Annotated in this window: 24 protein-coding genes; all 24 read right to left on the bottom strand. The window is 29.6% G+C overall.

Annotated elements, in window-relative coordinates:
* Positions 1–35: 35 nt before the first annotated feature.
* On the bottom strand, positions 36–2,000 hold the full coding sequence (locus tag RT714_RS05045; RefSeq protein ID WP_313756490.1) for a bifunctional 4-hydroxy-3-methylbut-2-enyl diphosphate reductase/30S ribosomal protein S1: 1,965 nt from the start codon (positions 1,998–2,000) through the stop codon (positions 36–38).
* Positions 2,000–2,596: a lysophospholipid acyltransferase family protein gene (locus RT714_RS05040; RefSeq protein WP_313756489.1), complete on the bottom strand. Its 597-nt coding sequence runs from the start codon at positions 2,594–2,596 to the stop codon at positions 2,000–2,002. The genes RT714_RS05045 and RT714_RS05040 overlap by 1 nt, the downstream gene beginning before the upstream one ends.
* A gap of 4 nt (positions 2,597–2,600) precedes the next feature.
* Positions 2,601–3,263: a (d)CMP kinase gene (gene cmk / locus RT714_RS05035; protein ID WP_313756488.1), complete on the bottom strand. Its 663-nt coding sequence runs from the start codon at positions 3,261–3,263 to the stop codon at positions 2,601–2,603.
* 57 nt (positions 3,264–3,320) lie between these two features.
* Positions 3,321–3,689 (bottom strand): chorismate mutase, encoded by a 369-nt coding sequence (gene aroH / locus RT714_RS05030; RefSeq protein ID WP_313756487.1) that lies wholly within the window; start codon positions 3,687–3,689, stop codon positions 3,321–3,323.
* A 119-nt stretch (positions 3,690–3,808) separates the two neighbouring features.
* Positions 3,809–5,029: an NAD(P)/FAD-dependent oxidoreductase gene (locus RT714_RS05025; RefSeq protein ID WP_313756486.1), complete on the bottom strand. Its 1,221-nt coding sequence runs from the start codon at positions 5,027–5,029 to the stop codon at positions 3,809–3,811.
* Positions 5,030–5,644 (bottom strand): histidine phosphatase family protein, encoded by a 615-nt coding sequence (locus RT714_RS05020; protein WP_313756485.1) that lies wholly within the window; start codon positions 5,642–5,644, stop codon positions 5,030–5,032.
* 137 nt (positions 5,645–5,781) lie between these two features.
* Positions 5,782–6,660, bottom strand: coding sequence for a MurR/RpiR family transcriptional regulator (locus RT714_RS05015; RefSeq protein WP_313756484.1), 879 nt, complete (start codon positions 6,658–6,660; stop codon positions 5,782–5,784).
* Positions 6,644–7,207, bottom strand: a complete 564-nt coding sequence (locus RT714_RS05010) for a 2-oxoacid:acceptor oxidoreductase family protein (RefSeq protein WP_313756483.1) — start codon at positions 7,205–7,207, stop codon at positions 6,644–6,646. Before RT714_RS05010 ends, RT714_RS05015 begins: the two co-directional genes overlap by 17 nt.
* 2 nt (positions 7,208–7,209) lie before the next feature.
* Complete coding sequence (locus RT714_RS05005) at positions 7,210–8,031, bottom strand: 2-oxoacid:ferredoxin oxidoreductase subunit beta (protein WP_313756482.1); 822 nt, start codon at positions 8,029–8,031, stop codon at positions 7,210–7,212.
* Between the two features lies 1 nt (position 8,032).
* Positions 8,033–9,169 (bottom strand): 2-oxoacid:acceptor oxidoreductase subunit alpha, encoded by a 1,137-nt coding sequence (locus RT714_RS05000; protein WP_313756481.1) that lies wholly within the window; start codon positions 9,167–9,169, stop codon positions 8,033–8,035.
* 1 nt (position 9,170) lies between these two features.
* Entirely contained in the window at positions 9,171–9,365 is a 195-nt protein-coding gene (locus RT714_RS04995; RefSeq protein ID WP_072972878.1) for a 4Fe-4S binding protein, read from the bottom strand.
* 172 nt (positions 9,366–9,537) lie between these two features.
* Complete coding sequence (locus RT714_RS04990; protein ID WP_312668269.1) at positions 9,538–10,938, bottom strand: oxaloacetate decarboxylase subunit alpha; 1,401 nt, start codon at positions 10,936–10,938, stop codon at positions 9,538–9,540.
* Position 10,939: 1 nt separating this feature from the next.
* The gene (locus RT714_RS04985) at positions 10,940–11,524 is read right to left on the bottom strand and encodes a class I SAM-dependent methyltransferase (protein WP_313756480.1); all 585 of its coding nucleotides are present in this window, start codon (positions 11,522–11,524) and stop codon (positions 10,940–10,942) included.
* The gene (locus RT714_RS04980) at positions 11,511–11,918 is read right to left on the bottom strand and encodes a GNAT family N-acetyltransferase (protein WP_313756479.1); all 408 of its coding nucleotides are present in this window, start codon (positions 11,916–11,918) and stop codon (positions 11,511–11,513) included. Before RT714_RS04980 ends, RT714_RS04985 begins: the two co-directional genes overlap by 14 nt.
* Before the next feature lie 17 nt (positions 11,919–11,935).
* Positions 11,936–12,643 (bottom strand): pseudouridine synthase, encoded by a 708-nt coding sequence (locus tag RT714_RS04975; protein WP_313756478.1) that lies wholly within the window; start codon positions 12,641–12,643, stop codon positions 11,936–11,938.
* A gap of 78 nt (positions 12,644–12,721) precedes the next feature.
* The gene (locus RT714_RS04970) at positions 12,722–13,822 is read right to left on the bottom strand and encodes a D-alanyl-D-alanine carboxypeptidase family protein (RefSeq protein WP_313756477.1); all 1,101 of its coding nucleotides are present in this window, start codon (positions 13,820–13,822) and stop codon (positions 12,722–12,724) included.
* A gap of 86 nt (positions 13,823–13,908) precedes the next feature.
* A complete protein-coding gene (gene ytfJ, locus RT714_RS04965; protein WP_313756476.1) occupies positions 13,909–14,313 on the bottom strand; it encodes a GerW family sporulation protein in 405 nt (134 codons plus the stop codon).
* Between the two features lie 7 nt (positions 14,314–14,320).
* The gene (locus RT714_RS04960; protein ID WP_313756475.1) at positions 14,321–14,836 is read right to left on the bottom strand and encodes a DUF2953 domain-containing protein; all 516 of its coding nucleotides are present in this window, start codon (positions 14,834–14,836) and stop codon (positions 14,321–14,323) included.
* Between the two features lie 96 nt (positions 14,837–14,932).
* Positions 14,933–15,478: an SMC-Scp complex subunit ScpB gene (scpB, locus tag RT714_RS04955; RefSeq protein ID WP_313756474.1), complete on the bottom strand. Its 546-nt coding sequence runs from the start codon at positions 15,476–15,478 to the stop codon at positions 14,933–14,935.
* Between the two features lie 3 nt (positions 15,479–15,481).
* On the bottom strand, positions 15,482–16,228 hold the full coding sequence (locus RT714_RS04950) for a segregation/condensation protein A (RefSeq protein WP_313756473.1): 747 nt from the start codon (positions 16,226–16,228) through the stop codon (positions 15,482–15,484).
* 10 nt (positions 16,229–16,238) lie between these two features.
* Entirely contained in the window at positions 16,239–16,826 is a 588-nt protein-coding gene (locus RT714_RS04945) for a site-2 protease family protein (protein WP_313756472.1), read from the bottom strand.
* Between the two features lie 90 nt (positions 16,827–16,916).
* Complete coding sequence (locus RT714_RS04940; protein WP_313756471.1) at positions 16,917–18,077, bottom strand: D-alanyl-D-alanine carboxypeptidase family protein; 1,161 nt, start codon at positions 18,075–18,077, stop codon at positions 16,917–16,919.
* 96 nt (positions 18,078–18,173) lie between these two features.
* Positions 18,174–19,484: a pyrimidine-nucleoside phosphorylase gene (locus RT714_RS04935; RefSeq protein WP_313756470.1), complete on the bottom strand. Its 1,311-nt coding sequence runs from the start codon at positions 19,482–19,484 to the stop codon at positions 18,174–18,176.
* A gap of 14 nt (positions 19,485–19,498) precedes the next feature.
* A partial coding sequence (locus RT714_RS04930) for a purine-nucleoside phosphorylase (protein ID WP_313756469.1) occupies positions 19,499–19,988 on the bottom strand: 490 nt, incomplete at its 5' end.

Below are 19,988 nucleotides of genomic sequence, written 5' to 3'. Positions count from 1 at the left end.
TCACTACATTAAAACCCTTAGCCTTTAGCAATTTATTAATTATTATCTACAATATCTCCAATCGTAATTTCTGGCTCTTTATTTAAAATTACATCTTCTTCAACCACTTCATTAGTTTCTTTGACTTCTTTTAAACTTAAGCTAATTTTCTTTTCTTCTTCATTAATGTCAATAACTTTTATATTAATTTTCTCTCCAACTTTTAAAACATCTGCTGGTTTATTAATATGTTCTTTTGATATTTGCGAAACATGAAGTAATCCATCTACTCCTTCTTTTAATCTAACAAACGCACCGAAATCCAATAAATTCACAACTGTTCCTTCAACAATATCTCCAACACTTACATTTTTAGAAAAAGCAGTCCATGGCTCCTCAACAGTTTGTTTTAAGCCTAAGGAAATTCTTCCTTTCTCCTTATCTAAAGCTAATACTTTAACTAGAACTTTTTGTCCTTCTTTAACCACATTTGAAGGATGCTTAACTCTATTCCAAGATAAATCTGATATATGAATTAATCCATCCACTCCACCTAAATCCACAAAAGCACCAAAGTCAGTTAATCTTTGTACAATACCTTCTACCATTTGATCTACCTCAAGAGTTGCCCATAACTCTTTTTTCCTATTATTTAATTCTTCTCTTTCTACTTCTTTTCTAGATAAAATAACTCTTTTTTTCTCTCTGTCAAAGTCAATAACCTTAGCTATTAGAACTTTACCTTTATATACACTTAAATCAGATACAAAATTAATAGAAACCTGAGAAGCTGGCATAAACCCATTAACTCCATTTACTATTACAGAAAGGCCACCTTTAATATTATTTAATACCTTACATTCAACTCTCTCTTTATCATTAAATATCTTTTCAACTGTATCTAAATTTTTAAAATCATTTACTCTCTTTGCCGAAAGAACCACATTACCTTCACCATCATCTAATTTGACTACATAAACATCTATTTCATCTCCAACCTTATATAGATCCTTTGGTTTTACATCTGGATCATTAGATAATTCTTCTCTATTAATAATGCCATCAGATTTATAATTTATATTAACCATAACTTCATTATTAGTAACATAAATTACCTTACCTTTTAATACATCACCTCTATGAATTTTAGTAAAAGAATTTTCAATTGCCTCCATCATTTCATTACTGTTAATATTGTCCATTGTTTCAACTACCTCCTTAATTATCCAATCAGGTGTTGAAGCACCTGCTGTTATTCCTATTTTATTAAATTTTGATAGTACTTGTAAAGGTAATTCTTTAGAAGTTTCTATATGATATACATTTTTGCAATACTTTTTACTAATTTCTACTAGTTTATTTGTATTTGAACTGTGATATCCACCTATTATAATCATGGCATCTACCTTGCTTGAAACCTCTTTACATGATTCTTGACGTAAATTTGTAGCATTGCAAATTGTATTAAATACTTCAATCTCATTACCTTTTTCTTTTATCATCTCTGATAAAGTTTCAAATTTTTCTTGTGTATTTGTGGTTTGAGAAACTACACATATTTTATCCATTTTAGGCAATTTCCTTGCCTCTTCTAAGGAATTTACAATAAATGCCTGGTTTTTACACCAGCCATTTATTCCAATTATCTCAGGATGACTTGGATCTCCAATTATTACTATATTATATCCTTGATTTTGATATTCTTCAACCCTCTTATGTACAGATTTTACATAAGGACAAGTACTATCAATAATATCTAGATTCATATCATTAATCTTGTCTATAATAGATTTGCTTACTCCATGAGATCTTATAATTACTCTACCATTTTCAATTTCTTCTATTTCATCAATAGTCTTTAACCCTTTCTCTTCAAAAATTTTTACTGCTTGGGAATTATGGATTAAAGGTCCAAGTGAATAAATATTGTTATTAGAATTTAAAAGTTCAGTATTCGTAATATCAACTGCCCTTTTTACTCCAAAGCAAAACCCAGCATTATCAGCTATAATTATCTCCACTACATTTCCACCTCTTTATCTTTAATAGAATATATTGAACGAAGGATTTGTTTACTAAATAAACGATAATCCTCTGTAGTCAATTTCTTATCATCATTACTAGAAAAATCAATTGGTTTTCCAAAATAAACTCTTATCTTGCTAAAAAGCTTAAAATTTCCTTCTATATATACAGGTAAAACTGGTGAATTAGCCTTTATACTTATCAATGCAACTCCAGGTTTTGCATTTTCTATATTCATCTCTTTTACTCTAGTCCCTTCTGGAAATATCCCTAATACACTTTCTTTTTTTAGAACCTTTAATGCATTTCTTATTGCTGATAAATCTGATTCTTCACGATCTACTGGAAATGCCCCAATTTTAGTTAAAAAATATGATAATATTTTATTTTTAAAAAGCTGTTTCTTCGCCATCCAACAGACTTGGCGAGGAAATACGATAGATAAAATAATGGGATCTAGATTACTTATATGATTGGAACATAATATTAATCTTCCTTCTTCTAGCACATTTTCTTTACCATGAACCTCTATCCTATATAATAATCTAAATATTATCCCTACTATTACCTTTACCACATTATAAAGATACATATAATTACCTCCCTCTAACTATAGAAATAACTTCTTCTACAGATTGATCTATAGTTTTATTGGTAGTATCAATTCTATGAGCATCTTTACTTTCCACTAAGGGAGCAATTTCTCTAGTACTATCTATCCTATCCCTATTTTCTATATCAAATTTTACCTGCTCATAGGATATTCCTTTTTCTCCCTTTTCTAATAATTCTTTATATCTTCTATTCGCTCTTTCTTCAACACTTGCAGTAAGAAAAAACTTAAAGTCTGCATTTGGCAAAACTACAGTACCTATATCCCTGCCGTCCATAACAATTGATTTTGTTCTGGCCAATTCTTGTTGTATTTTGACCATACCTTCTCTTACCTCTTTAATTTGTGCGACAAAAGAAACATTCTTATTTATAATAGTATCTCTTATTTTCTCATCTACTTGAATATCATCAAGATAAATATGATTACCTTTAAAATCAATAGAAGTATTCTTTAAGACATTAATAACATCATTTGCAGACAAAGGATTTACTCCAAGTCTCAATACCTTTAAAGTTAAAGCCCTGTACATTGCACCTGTATCCACATATTCAACGGATAAATCTTCAGCTATCTTTTTTGCAATAGTACTTTTACCAGCACCAGCTGGACCATCTATAGCAATTGTAATATTTTTATCTAACATAATATCCCTCCAATAAAAGAACCTTCAACTACAAAATAATAACCACCTTTGGGTGGCTTAGGCATTATTTGGCAAATCAGGTCTTAAAATCTTTGCATCTCTTAAATAAATATGTTTTACATCCTTCTGATTTATTATTGAGTTATAGAACACCATTAATCTAATACATCTATCAAGGCTTCCTTCCACATACATCTCATTAAAACACATTAACCCAACATTTGTATACCCTAGTTCTCTAGCTGCTTTAGCAGGATATGCCTTATCTAGATCATTAGTACAAGAAAATATTACGCTAATAACCTTGTCACGATTTATATTATTCTCTTTTTCAATTTCGACTAATAATTCTCTAGTACTATCTAGTATACTAGAAACTGAATTTTCAGGAACAGTGATAGCTCCTCTAATTGTTACAATATTCATAGCATCACTCCTTAATAATTATATATTAAATTCTTATAGTAAACAAGCTATTTTACTTTAATTAAAAACAATATTTGAATGGTTTATTAGCCTATTAAAAAAACGCAAGATAAATTAAACTATACATGACTTCCCGCTAGATATCCAGTAGAGTAAGCTATTTGTAAATTATATCCTCCCGTTAAAGCATCTACATCAATAACTTCTCCTGCAAAATATAAACCCTTTACTAATTTTGATTCCATAGTAGATGGATTTATTTCTTTAGTCACTATTCCTCCAGATGTAACAATAGCTTCTTCTATTGGCCTAAAAGATTTAAAATTAAGAGGAAATTCTTTAATAGAATTTAATAATTTTAACCTTTCTTCCTTGGTAATTTGGTTTACTATTTTTTCAGGATCTATATCTGCTAAAAATATTATAATTGGTATTAACTTTTGAGGCAGTAAATCATCTAAGGAGTTTTTAATTTTCTTGTTATTATTTAATTCAAAATCTCTTAATATTCTGTCATCTAATTTTTTATTGTCTAGTGCTGGTTTTAAATCAATTAATAAGCGAATTCCATCATTAATATATCTATATAAATAATTGCTTATGGAAAGAACTATTGGTCCTGAAATTCCATAATGAGTAAAAATCATTTCTCCAAATTCTTCATATAATAATCTTTTCTTAGCATAAGCAGATAAAGTTACATTCTTAAGAGATAATCCTTGTAAATCTTTAATCCAATTTTCCTTAATTTCAATTGGGACTAAGGAGGGTCTTATTTTAGTAATGCTATGTCCAAATGTTTCAGCAAATTTATATCCATCACCAGTAGAACCTGTAGTAGGATATGATTTCCCACCTGTAGCAATTACTAACTTATCAAAGCTCATTTCATTATTATTTGTATTTACTATAAATTTCCCACTTTTAACATCAATGGAATTGACACTAGTATTTAACAATATATTAACTTTGTTATCTGATAAAAACTTTTGAAAAGCTTTAATAACATCTGATGATTTGTCACTCTCTGGAAAAATTCTATTTCCTCTTTCTACCTTTGTTTTTAATCCATAGGTTTCAAGTAAAGTTATTACGTCTCTATTTGTGAAACTATAAAAACTACTATAAAGAAAGTTCTTATTTTTCATTACGTTATCAAAGAAATCTTCAATAGATGCATTATTAGTTATATTACATCTACCTTTTCCAGTAATAAAAAGTTTTTTACCTATCCTTTCATTCTTATCAATTAATATTACATCTTTCCCTCTAGAACCTGCAATACCAGCTGCAATAATTCCAGCTGGTCCAGCTCCTACTATACAAACTTTTTCATTCACTTACAGCAGCTCCTTTAAATGAGATATATCGTTTAATGACGTTAAGACATTATTATAAGTCCTACATTCAATTATACTAAGGGAAACATTACTTAAAGAAATATTCTTATAATGAGATATATTAATGCTCAATAGTCCTAAAATTATAGCTTTTAATGTTGCACTATGAGAAACTATAGCAATATTTTTCCCTTTGTTTTCATCTATAATATCATTTATATAACCTATAGATCTTTCTTGTAATACTTTTAACGTTTCAGCTCCATTCATATTCAATTTATGCGGCTCCTTATTCCAAATAGAATATTCATAACTATAATCATCTCGTATTTTTTGTATACTCAATCCTTCCCATGGTCCAAAATTTATTTCCCTAAGAAACTCACTAGATACTAATGGTTTATTTATTATATCAGATATTATCTTAGCTGTAGTGTATGCTCTAGATAAATCACTAGTATATATTATATCTATATTTTCTGATTCGAGTCTATGTCCTAAATTCATAGCTTGTTTCTTTCCTAAATCGGTTAATATAGTATTTTTTTGTCCTTGGATTAAGTTTAGTTTATTCCATTCCGATTGTCCATGTCTTATTAAAAATAATCTTGTCAATAATAACACCTCTTAACAATAATATTTGTATTTATTTATATAATATAACAAATTTACAATATAATAAAGTATATCATTTATGATAAGATTTCATATGATAAAGCTGGATAAATAAAAACGATATTTTAATATCGTTTTTATTTATCCTTACTATTTATATTAACATCGTATACATTGTATTTTTTCCAAATATTTTCTAAATCTTCAAATGAAGATCTAATATCATTCTTTTTCTCCATACCTATAGCAACTATCAAAGCATTTATTAAACTCATAGGGGCAACTAACGAATCTACAAATGAAAGCATATCGCTACTAGCTATTAAAGAAATATCAGCGTATTTTGCTGCCGGTGAGATTAAACTATCTGTTATACTAATAATTTTACAACTTTTTTCCACACAAAAATCTAAAGCTTCTAATGTTCTTTTTGAATATCTAGGATAACTAATACCAATTATTAAATCTTTAGAATCTGCTTTCAGTAATTGTTCAAATACATCATTAGGACCTGATGTAATAACCTTTACACCTTTTATTAAAAAACTAAGATAGAATCCTAAGTATCCCGCCAGAAAAGAAGATGATCTCAGTCCAAGGATATATATGTTTTCTGCATTGAGTATTAAGTCAATAGCATCTTGAAAAGTCTTATGTCCAATTTCATTTATTGTCTTATCAATATTTTCCATATCCTTTTCCATGGCCTTCTTCAATGCATTTTCTCTATTTGAATACTCATTTGCCATTGTAAGTCTTTGTACTGTAGTAAGTTTGTTTTTAATTAATTCATGTAAATCCTTTTGAAGTTCTCTATATCCTTTATATCCTAAAGTATTAGCAAATCTCACAACAGTAGATTCACTTACATTAACAGTTTCACCCAATGCGGCTGCAGTCATAAATGCTGCTTTATCATAATTATTAATAATAAATTCTGCTATAAGTTTTTGTCCCTTACTTAAGTTGTTGAAATTATTCTGGATGTTTTTAATAATATCAACATACGTCTCCATAACACTCTTCCTTATGAGCCTTTATTAGATTAAATCCCTCTTCTAAAGCCTTTTTATTTAATTCTTCTGTTCCTCTTGGTACCCTATCACATACTGCCCTCTCAAGAGAATCCTTAGTAACTATCTCAGTTAATTCATATATACTACCTAAAGCAATAATATTAGCTACCATAGGTTTACCTAATTTATTAATTGCAGTTTCTAATATAGGAACTTTATATATAATAATATCATCTCTATTTGGAATATTATCTAAAGATTTGTCTATTATCAATGTTCCGCCAGGCTTTAATGATTTTATGTACTTATCACATGCAACCTGTGTAAGTGTAAGCATTATATCGCATTCATTTACCTTAGGATAATTAATTTCATCCTTGCTAATTATTACTTCTGCTTTACTAGCTCCTCCTCTAGCTTCTGGTCCATAGGACTGAGATTGAACTACATTCATACCATCATATAAAGCAGCCTCTGCTAATATAATCCCAGCTAATATAAGTCCTTGACCGCCAGAACCCGTTAATCTTAATTCTTGACGTACCATATCTATCTCTCCTTTGAAAAAGATTCAATTATTTTTTGGTATTCTTCAGTATATTCTGGTCTAGCACTCTTATATAATTCTCCTACAACAAATTTACCTATCTTTTGCTCATCAGTTAATTTATCATAGGCTGCTATATTTATAGCATTTTCCTTTAAATATTTCATCATATCTATTGCTTCACCTTTTTTATTTTTCCTTCCATAGTAAGTTGGACAAATTGTTACAGCCTCAATAAATGAAAACCCTTTGTTTTTTATTCCTTCTTCTACTTGTTTTATTAACATATTAGCAGTAAATATAGTACCTCTGCTTACATAAGTGGCTCCCGCTGCTTTAGCAAGTTCACACAAATCAAAATTAGCATCAATATTTCCATATGGAGCAGTAGTACCTTTATCTCCTGTAGGCGTTGTAGGAGAATATTGTCCGCCTGTCATCCCATAAGTATTATTATTAAATACAATAGTAGTAATATCTATATTTCTCCTAGCAGAATGAATTAAATGATTTCCACCAATAGCAGATGAATCTCCATCTCCAGTTATAACAATCACATGTAACTCTGGATTAGCTAACTTTATACCAGTAGCAAAAGCAAGTGCTCTTCCATGAGTAGTGTGTATGGTATTAAAATCTAAGTATCCAGAACCTCGTGAAGAACATCCAATTCCTGATACTATACAAACCTTATCTTTATTTAATCCTAAATTATCAATAGCTTTAACTATGGCCCTTGTAACTATACCATTACCACATCCCGGACACCAAATATGTGGTAGATTTTCAGTTCTGAAATATTCGTTAACTAATTGACTTGGCATTTTAAACCTCCTTAATAAAAGAAATAATTTCTTCTGGAGTTATAAGCTCTCCATTAACCCTGCCATATTTCTCCACCTTAGCATGCTTTCCTGCAACCCTATCTACTTCTAAGAAATATTGACCCATATTCATTTCTACAACTACTATACGATTAACTTTATTTGATAAATCTATTAATTGTTTTTCTGCTAAAGGCCAAATGGTAATAGGTCTAAATAAACCTGCCTTTATTCCCTGCTCTCTTAAGGCATCTATAGCTGATTTAGCAGAACGCGCTGTGGAACCAAAAGCAACGATAGCAACATCTGCATCATCTAGTAAATATTCTTGTACTTCCACAATATCATCTACATTATCTTCTATTTTATCTATTAATCTATTAATTAAGGATTCAGCTATTTTTTCGTTTCCTGACGGAAAACCTGATTCGCTATGTACTAGCCCTGTTACATGAAATCTATATCCTTCACCAAAGCCAGCCATCTCAGGAACGATATCTCCTTCCTGTACTCTATATGGCTTATATTCCTCTGGTGAACAACTTGGTCTCTTTCTATTATATATTTCTATTTTTTCTTCATCAGATAACTCTATCTTTTCTCTCATATGTCCGATTACTTCATCCATTAAAAGAATTACTGGAGTTCTATATTTTTCCGCTAAATTAAATGCTCTTATAGTTGTTTTATAAATTTCCTTCACTGACCATGGATACAAAGCTATAATGGAATGGTCTCCATGAGTTCCCCACCTAGCTTGCATAATTTCACCTTGAGCTGGAGCTGTTGGCAAACCTGTACTTGGGCCACCTCTTTGAACGTTTACAATCACACAAGGTGTTTCAGTTATTACCCCATATCCTATGCCCTCTTGCTTAAGAGAAAATCCTGGACCACTGGTTGCTGTCATAGCTTTAGTTCCTGATATAGCAGCACCAATAGTAGCAGATATACTGGCTATTTCATCTTCCATTTGAATAAACTTTCCACCAATTTTGGGTAATCTTTCAGCTGAAAGCTCTGCGATTTCAGTAGATGGTGTTATAGGATATCCTGCATAGAACCTCATACCTGCAGCAATAGCCCCCTCTACACAAGCTTCATTACCTTGCATCAATTTAATACTTTTTTCGGTCATCTTATTCGCCCCCTAAATAAATAGCAAAATCTGGACATCTAAGTTCACATTGTCCGCATTTTATACATGAATCTAAATCTTTAATATTAACTTTTCCATCCTTTATTTCAAGTACATTTTTAGGACAAAATGCAACACAAATGCCGCATCCTTTACACCAATTTTTATCTACTGTAAGAGATTTTTCTGTCTTCATCGACAATTTTATTTCCCCCTTATGATGTATTTATTTCTTAATATAATAATATCAAAACAAAATATCTATTGCAAGTTTTATTTCATTTTTAATGGATTAATATTTATTTTGCAAGTTTAACTTCATATTGATAATATTTATTACAGAAAAAATGAGCCTTTAAAGGCTCATTTTAAACTGGATATGTTTGAAACTCTTCATTTAATAATTCTGTATCTATTTTATACTTTTTGGCTTGTCTTTGCTTAAAGAATTCTATAGCTACCTGTGGAAATAAAGCATAAGTCAAAACATCTTCATCTTGTTCAATATATTGTTTAATCTCTTTTCTAAACTCATCTAACTGAGGCTCCATTAAATCAGCAGGTCTACCTGTAAATACTTCTTCATCACCAATAATTTTCTTTTTAATTTCTTCTGATATAGGTAAGGTTGGTTTACCATATAAGCCCTTCACATAATTTTTAGCTTCAGTAGGTACCATTTTATATCTCTCCCCAAGTATTACATTAAATACTGCTTGTGTTCCAACCATTTGACTCATTGGAGTTACTAAAGGAGGATACCCAAAATCTTCCCTTACTCTAGGAACTTCTTTTAAAACCTCATCAAATTTATCCTCTTTACCCTGACTTTTTAATTGTGATACTAAGTTGGAAAGCATACCGCCTGGCACTTGATATATTAATGTATTTACATCTACATTTAATACTTTAGTATTAAGTAACCCTTCTTTTAGATACTTATCTCTCAATCCTTTAAAATAATCTGATACTTCTAACAATAATTTCATATCAATATCACTAGGATAATAAGGAGAACCTTCTAAAGATGCAATCATTGGCTCTGTTGCAGGTTGAGATGTACCATTTCCTAAAGGTGATATTGCAGTATCTATAATATCTGCTCCAGCTTCTATAGCTTGCATATAGGTTTGATTTGCTATTCCACTTGTAAAATGGGAATGTACTTCTATTGGTACTTTTACTGCTTTCTTCATTTCCTTAACTAATTCTTTTGCTGGATATGGAAGAAGAATTCCCGCCATATCTTTAATACATATTGAATCAACTCCTAAACTCTCCATCTCTTTAGCTAAGTTTACATAATACTTTATATTGTGTATAGGACTTGTTGTATAAGAAATTGCTGCTTGAGCATGTCCCCCATATTTTTTCGTTGCTTCTATTGATTTCTTTATATTTCTAATATCATTTAAAGCATCAAATACTCTAATAATGTCTATTCCATTTTCAATTGATTTTTTCACAAACTCCTCTACTACATCATCAGGATAATGTCTATATCCTAAAAGATTTTGACCTCTTAATAACATTTGTAGTTTCGTCTTTTTAAACACCTTTCTAAGCGCCCTTAATCTTTCCCAAGGATCTTCATCTAAAAATCTTAAGCAAGAATCAAATGTAGCGCCTCCCCATACTTCTAATGCATAAAACCCAACATTATCAAGTTTTTCTGCTATAGGAAGCATATCCTCTAATCTCATTCTTGTTGCTATCAAAGATTGATGAGCATCTCTTAAAATTGTGTCTGTGATTTTTACACCTGCCATTTTAGTCCCTCCTAGTTTTAGCTTTCTCCACTCCATATAAAATAGGTGGATAATTCCTTTGATTGATAAAATCATATTTTATTACATTATATTTTTTTTGATCAAGTCCTTTTAAAAAATCTTCTACTGCATTCTTTTCTTCAAGTCCACCTTCATGACCTATGTAACAAGTAATAAGAATTATTCCATTATCTTTCAATAAATTAAGCGATTTTTCTAAAGATACTAAAGTTGTGTCTTTAGAAGTTTTAATGTCTTTATTTCCCTTAGGTAAGTATCCTAAATTATAAATAACAAAATTTACTTTTTCATCAATATATAAATCAATATTTTCATGACCATTCTCTATTAATATTACCCTATTGTTTAGGTTTTCACAAGTCAATTTTTCAAATGTTATCTCTAACGCCTCTTTTTGAATGTCAAATCCATAGACCTTTCCATTTGAACCAACTAATTCAGCCAATAAAACTGTATCATGTCCATTACCAACAGTACAATCAACTACAGTATGTCCTTCTTTTACACAATTATAAATTATATCTCTAGATATCTTTAAAGTATTTATGATTTCATTGTAATTCATTATATCCTCCACAACAACTACAGCCTTTATTAAAAAAATCATGTATATTCAGTTCTAATTGATTATCACAGTTTAGGATAAACCCTTGTTTTATCAAATAAGTATTAACGGAACTACAATAAATCTTTTCAACACCTTGGTTATAAAGTTTATTTAGTATTGCCCTAAAAAGTCCATCTCCTAATTTTTGTTTTCGTTTATCATGTCTAATTACTAAATATTGTAATATCCATTTTTCATCCTTTTCTATTGCTTTCCCCACTCCAATTAATTCCTTATCCTCTAAAACAACATAAACAATATCTTCTATAAGTAAATCCTCAATCCCCTCTTTATTTAAAATTTCTTTTATTTTGTCAATCTCATCTATTTTATAATTTCGGAATAATAACATATCTTCACCTACTATAACTAAAGTTTCTTTAGATATTCAATTTCATCATTTTCTAAAAATCTCCAATTTCCTATATCTAAACCACCAAGCTCTAACTCACCTATAGCAATCCTCTTTAATTTTTTAACAGGATGGTTAATGGCTTCACACATTTTTTTTACTTGTCTATTTCTTCCTTCATGTATAGAAATATCAAGAATAGATTCAGTTTCATATCTCTTGGCTATTTTTATATAAGCCTCAGAAGTAACTCTACCGTCAATTATCAGTCCATGTCTAAATTTTTCTAATTCTCTTTTATTTGGCACACCATCTACAATAGCTATATATCTCTTTAATATTTCTTTACTTGGATGAGTAAGCTTATAAGCCAAATCACCATCATTAGTTAAAATCAAAAGCCCTGTAGTATCTGTATCTAATCTTCCTACAGGATAAATCCTCTCTTTCACATCCTCTATTAAATCTGTTACTATTTTTCTATCTTTCTCATCCTTTAAAGTAGTTACAAACCCCATAGGTTTGTTTAACATGATATAAACTTTTTTTCTTTCAACTTGAATTCGTTTATCATTTACTTTTACTATATCCTTATCTGGGTCTATAGTAGTGCCTAACTCCTTAATCACCTTGTTATTTACCTTTACTTTACCTTCTACTATTAATTCTTCTGCCTTCCTTCTTGAAGTTACACCACATAATGCAATATATTTTTGTAATCTCATTTTAAAGCCCCTTTCAACATCTTGTATTACTATATTACCCCTTTTCCATTGGAATGTAAATTCATATTCCATATAATTCTATTTAAACTTAATATTATTAAAAAGTTTCTCTATAGAATTAATCCTTCTTACAGAAGATTTAGCTATCAAATCACTCTTATTTATTAAATGACCATCTAAATATGTGTAAATATAACCTATTTTATCTCCTTTTCCTATAGGAGCTTCAATATCACTGGGAATATCTATACTAATCTTTACCTTCTCTCTTTCTCCTTCTTTCAATGGATAAAAAAAAGTTTTCTCAGTAACTAAATCAACATATCCCTTGTTTCCATTAATTACATTTAGTTTTTTTAGAAATTGTCCTTTATCGTATATAAAAGATTGTTTATAATTATTAAATCCATAGTCCAATAATTTATAATTATCATTAAACCAATCACCAGCCCTAAGAGATACTGCTATAAGACGCATACCATTTTTACTTGCTGATGAAACTAAACACCTACCTGATTTAGTTGTATATCCAGTTTTGACACCGTCTCCACCATTATATTCCCATAAAGTTTTGTTTTTATTATAAAAATAATTATTTTCTATTCTATCTGAAACATAGGACTTGGACTTTACAATATTAGCAAATTCATCATATGAAAATGCTGCTTTTGTTATCAACGCTAAATCATAAGCAGTTGAATAATGTAAATCATTGTGCAAACCATGAGGGTTAACAAAATTTGTATTTAATGCTCCTATTGATTTGGCCTTCTCATTCATTAAGGATACAAAACTATCCATACTTCCACTAATATGTAAGGCTATAGCTTCTGCCACATCATTTCCTGATCTTAGCATCAAACCATAAAGCATATCCCTTAAGGTGATAACTTCTCCCTCTCTTAAATATATACTAGACCCTTCTATACCCACACATTCATTCTTAATAACCACTTTATCATCCAGACTTCCTTTTTCTAGCGCAACTAAAGCTGTCATAATCTTTGTAGTACTTGCCATTGGCATTTTTCTATGTGCATCTTTTTCATAAAGTATTCTTCCCGTTTGCCCCTCTATTAATATACAAGATTCAGCACTTAAACTTAAATTTTCACCATATACTATACTAGAACTTAAAATTATTATCAATATCAAAGCTATATATTTATATACTTTCATTGAGATAACCTCCTATCAATCCACTTTAATTTAAAAGAAGCAAGATATATATCCTGCTCCTAATATAGAAAATAATTTGTGAATTTCTAATGTATTTCATTACAATTCATATTTTCTTGAGTATTAGTATTGTTATTTTTACTAGCAAAGGACTGCTGTAAATTACCCGCCATTTTCTCAACAAATCCAAGTAGATTTGTTAGAGCACTACTACCTTCATCCACTGTTAGTAACTTTATCTGTTCATTCCCTACAACAATAAATCCTACTGGTGATACAGAAACACCTGCTCCACTTCCTCCACCAAATGGAAAATCTCCATCTAACATATTATTTTTTTTATCTCTACTAAACTCACTTCCACCTGATGCAAATCCAAATGATATCTTAGAAACTGGTATTATCACAGAACCATCTGCTGCATGTACAGCATCGCCTACAATAGTATTTACATCTACCATTTCTTTTAAGCTAGTCATTGTCGTTTTCATTAATCCTTCAATTGGATGTTCTGGCAATACTCTCACCACCTTTTCTCATCTTTAATATCTTAATATATTCAATAATAATATAAACCAAATTTACTTTAATTATACATAAAAAAAACAACTCAAAAATATCTTGATTAAATCTTGGATTTACTTGTATATCCTTATCATAAATTCTATCTATATCATAATCATTAAGAAAATACATAAACATACTGTTAATCATAGCCCAAATAATACCTATGGATATGCCTAATAAACTAGCACTATTAAAGCCAATATTGACTGTAAAATATAGCTTTTCCATTTTTCCTTTGTTAATAAAATGTTGAATAAGCCTAATATAATTTAACTTTAAATTATTATATCTATTAGCATTATCTTTCTCTATATATTTATTCGTAGAAGCAATCTCCTTTTTAATAAAACCAAATAAATATGTAAGAGTTATCTTATATTTTGAGCTATTGATAAACTCATAATAAATTTTAATCTTAAATGGTATTAGAAATATTATTAAACACAAGAGTATAAAAAGAAAAACATATATAATAGTATCACTTCCTTTGTGACTAATATCTATATATTTCCAAAAAAAAGAAAAATAATACTAAATTTAGTATTATTTTTCCACATTTATATTGTTTATATCATCTACAATATCTTTTAAAGGAGGTAAATCATCTAAACTTTCTAAGCCAAAACACCTTAAAAAAACATCAGTAGTCCCATATAATATTGGTCTGCCTACTCTTTCTAGCCGTCCAACCTCTACAATTATACCTCTCTCCACTAATGTTTCTATTGCCTTGTCACATCTTACACCTCTTATTGCCTCTATATCCGATTTAATAATAGGTTGTCTATAAGCAATAATTGATAATGTTTCTAAAGCTGCATTAGATAAATTTTTTGTTACCTTAGGATTTGATAATTTTTTAATCCATTCAAAATTCTCTGGTCTAGTTCCCAATTGATAAGAATCATTTACCTTTATTATTTTAATTCCCCGCATATTATAATCGAATTCATCTATCATTTCCTGCATAATATTAGATAGCTCTTTCTCATCAACTTCTAAAATAGATGATATGTCCTTAATATCCAAGGGATCACCCCAAGTAAATAATAAAGATTCAATTATAGATTTAAGTTCTTTACTATCCATAAACTACTGCTCCTCTTCTGTTCTTCTACGAATAATTAAATCTGAAAAATCTTCTTCTTGCATTACATTTATATATTTCATTCTGATTAGTTCTAAAATAGATAGAAAATATGTTATAATTTCTTTTTTAGTACTATTTTCATCTAGGAAAAAACTAAATTTTAATATTCTGTCTATATTAAGTTTTTGTTTTATATCCTTTATACATTCTTCTAATGTAAATTCATCTCTCTGTATTTCACTAATGTCTAAAACTTTATTTTCCTTGTTCCTTTTTTCAATAATATTGCTCAGGGATTTTAATAATAAGTCTATGTTTAATTCTTCAAGCTGAAATTCTTTATCTTCAAAATCCATTAAATCTTCTTTTGGCTTATAATAAACTTTGGATTGTATATTTTCGAATATTCGTAACTCTTCCGCTATATTTTTATACCTTTTATATTCAACCAATCTCCTTACAAGCTCTGCTCTAGGGTCTACTTCCTCCATCTCCAACTGAGTATCGCAAGGACTAACTTTGTTTGGAAGAAGCAATTTAGATTTAATCTCTAATAATGTAGCTGCCATTACCAAAAAATCACTAGCTACATCTAAGTTCAACTCTTCCATTTGTCTAATATATTCAATAAATTGCTCCGCTATAAGATTAATTGGTATATCATATATATCTATCTCCGCTTTATCAATAAGATGAAGCAACAAATCCATAGGTCCTTCAAATGCATCAATTGTTATTTTATAGTCCATATAAATACTCCTACCCTATTATTGAAATTAGTAAATTTAATATAACATCTATAATAGGGCTCATTATTCTATCTATGATATTGGTAGCTATAAGAACTATAAGAATCATATACAAATATCTTTCATATTTATAGAAATAATACTCTATTTTACTAGGAAGTAAAGATGCAACAATCTTAGATCCATCCAGCGGAGGAAATGGAAGTAAATTAAATACTCCTAGCATAATGTTATACCATAAAGTTATAAAAAGAACCTTAAAAAATACAGCATTAGTTATTATATTTAAAGATAAAATAAATCCAATAATAATTGCAATTATAAAATTAGATATTGGTCCCGCTAAAGATACTAAGATAGTATCTTTCTTTCTATTCTTGAAATTAAATGGATTTATTGGAACAGGCTTGGCCCAACCAAATTTAAATATAACTAAACAGAGAAATCCTCCCAAATCCACATGTTTAAGGGGATTTAATGTCAATCTTCCCGCATTTTTTGCTGTATTATCCCCTAGCCAATATGCTGTTAATCCGTGGGCTAACTCGTGGAATATAATAGCTATAAAAAGACCTGGTAAATTATAAATAATATTCATCCTGATTCCCCTTTTCTAATAACCTATACTATAACATTATACAACCTCGACTCATTAAAGTCGAGGTTATATAAATTCTTTATGTTAATTTTATCTTATGCTTAAATAATTTTTTATTGTCTTATTTAACATATTAAATAAATTAGCCTTTTCAACATTTGTTTTAGAAATTAATTTTACTTTATCAGCTTCCTTACCATCTATACTAATTACAAGTTCACCAACTTCATCACCAGCTAGTATAGGTGCATTTACTATATCAGGTAAAATAATGTCTTTAACAAGTTCAGCTTTTTCTCCTTTTGGTAATAATATATGAGAATCTTTAGAAAGCATAAGATCTACTTCTTTCAGTTTACCTTTTTCTACAGGCAATGTAGCAATAATATCTCCTTTTTTTCCTATAGTAATAGATTCATAATTGGCAAAACCATAGTCCAACATTCTTTTTGCCTCATCAAATCTAAGCTTAGAATTATTTACTCCCATAACAACTGCTATTAACTCTAAATTCCCTCGTTTAGCTGATGCAGACAAACAAAATCCAGCCTCATTAGTTGAACCAGTTTTAACTCCTGTGGCTCCATCATATTCTTTGATTAATCTGTTAGTATTTACCATAACCTGAGTACTAGATTTATTTTTACCTACTTTCATTTCAGTCATATAAGTAGTTAGCCACTGATGAATCTTTTCATGCTTTAACAATTCTTTAGACATCAATGCTACATCGTATGCAGAAATATAGTGATTGTCATTAGGCATACCACTGGCATTATGAAATTTAGTATTTTCCATGCCCAATGTCTTAGCCTTTTCATTCATCATTTTTACAAAAATATCTTCGGAACCAGCAATATGCTCTGCTAATGCAACAGAAGCATCATTAGCAGACCTAATGGCTATAGCCTTAAACAAATCCTCTACAATCTGAGTTTCTCCCGCCTGTAAAAAAACAGTAGAACCTTTTACTTTAGAAGCATATTCACTAACCATTACCTTATCAGTCAATTTTATTCTGCCAGAGTCTACTGCTTCCATTCCCAATAATAAAGTCATTATCTTAGTTATGCTGGCAGGAGCTAATCTATCATGTTCATTTAACTTGTAAATTATAGCTCCTGTATTAACATCCATAAGTATCGCGGACTTGCCATTGATATTTAAATCAGTATCCGCATAGGCTTCAAAAGGAATAGAAGTGGTTGATATTAAAAGCAATAACATAATGGATACAAGTCTTCTTTTCAACCTATTACCTCCATTTCATGTGTTTGCTTTTATATTATCCACAAAATTCCTTATTTATACAGGATAATGAACAATAACATTAATTGGTTATAGTAATTAAATGTGATTTATCTCCCTATAAACTAACTGCTTATTTTCAATGTTTTTATCACCTATAATAAAAATTTTCTTCAATCTTTTTTCTACATCTTTGGCCTTTTCTAAATCATTTGCATGAATATAAGCTAAAGGTTCATTCATCTCAATTTTGTCATCTACCTTTTTATTTAAAATAATTCCAACAGATAAATCCAATTGAGAGTCTATTGTTTCCCTACCTGCACCTAAAATTAAAGCAGATTTTCCTACTTCTTCAGCATTAATAGATTTAATATATCCTTCTCTATCGCTTTTCACTTCTAAAATATATTTAGCCTTAGGTAATAGTTCTATATTTTTCACATAGGAAATATCGCCATCTTGGTGTTCAACTAATTCAATAAGTTTTTCATATGCTTTTCCTGACTCTATAACCTCAATGAGCATTTTTCTTCCTTCTGTTTCATCTTTTACCTTTTCAGCGAGAATCAGTAATTTGGAACCCAAAACTAAACATAGTTCAAATAAATCATCTGGTCCTTTACCTTGTAAAGTTTCTATAGCTTCTTTTACCTCTAAAACATTTCCTACAGCCCTGCCAAGAGGTTCATCCATGTTAGTAACCACAGCAGTTGTCTTTCTACCATATGAATTACCGATAGCAACCATTTCCTCAGCTAAAGTAATTGCATCATCTATATTTTTCATAAAAGCTCCAGAACCAACTTTAACATCTAAAAGTATAGCATCTGATTTAATAGCTAATTTCTTACTCATAATACTGCCTGCAATTAATGATATATTTTCAACAGTAGCTGTAACATCCCTTAAAGCATATAATTTCTTATCTGCAGGAGTAATGTTTCCAGTTTGACTACAAATAGAAATATTGATATCATTTGTATTATTTACAAATTCATCGTTATTTAAAGCAACTCTAAAACCTTTAATAGCTTCTAATTTATCTAAAGTTCCTCCTGTATGGCCTAGACCTCTGCCAGACATTTTAACAAACGGAACTCCACAGGCCGCAATCATTGGACCTAAAATTAAAGTCACGCTATCTCCTACTCCACCTGTAGAGTGTTTGTCTACCTTTATTCCATTTATTCCTGATAAATCAAATGTATCTCCAGAATTAATCATGGACTTTGTTAAATCTAGAGTTTCCCTCTTATCCATTTTATTAAAATAAATTGCCATTAACAATGCTGAAGCTTGATAATCAGGAATATTTCCATTAGTATAATTTTCAACAAAATAATTTATTTCTTCCGTTGTAAGAGAATATCCATCTCTTTTTTTCTTGATAATATCATACATTCTCATAAATATCACCTCAATTAAAAATTATTAATTATTTCAATTAATAATTTTTCAAAATCATCCTTTACCTTCATAGATGTTTCTATAACCTCTTCATGATTAAGAGGTTGATCTAGTATTCCAGCTGCCATATTAGTTATACATGATATACCTAAAACTTTAATTCCTTGATGATTTGCTACGATTACTTCTGGAACTGTAGACATGCCTACTGCATCAGCACCTAAATTTCTAGCTAATTTTACTTCTGCAGGAGTTTCATAAGTAGGGCCTGTAAACCACATATAAACTCCCTCTTTAAGGTTTAATCCTAATTTTCCCCCTGCTTTTTTTGCAATTCTTATATATTCTCTATTATAAGCCCTAGACATATCTACAAATCTTGCCCCAAACTCTTTCAAATTTTCTCCAATTAAAGGATTTTGACCCGTGAAATTAATATGGTCATTAATAATCATTAAATCTCCAGGAATAAATCCAGTATTTACACCACCAGCTGCATTAGTG

It is taken from the genome of Tissierella sp. (assembly GCF_032104385.1).
Taxonomy (GTDB): Bacteria; Bacillota; Clostridia; order Tissierellales; family Tissierellaceae; genus Tissierella.
The sequence above is the reverse complement of the archived record's forward strand: the minus strand, read 5'-3'. Positions and strand labels throughout refer to the sequence as shown.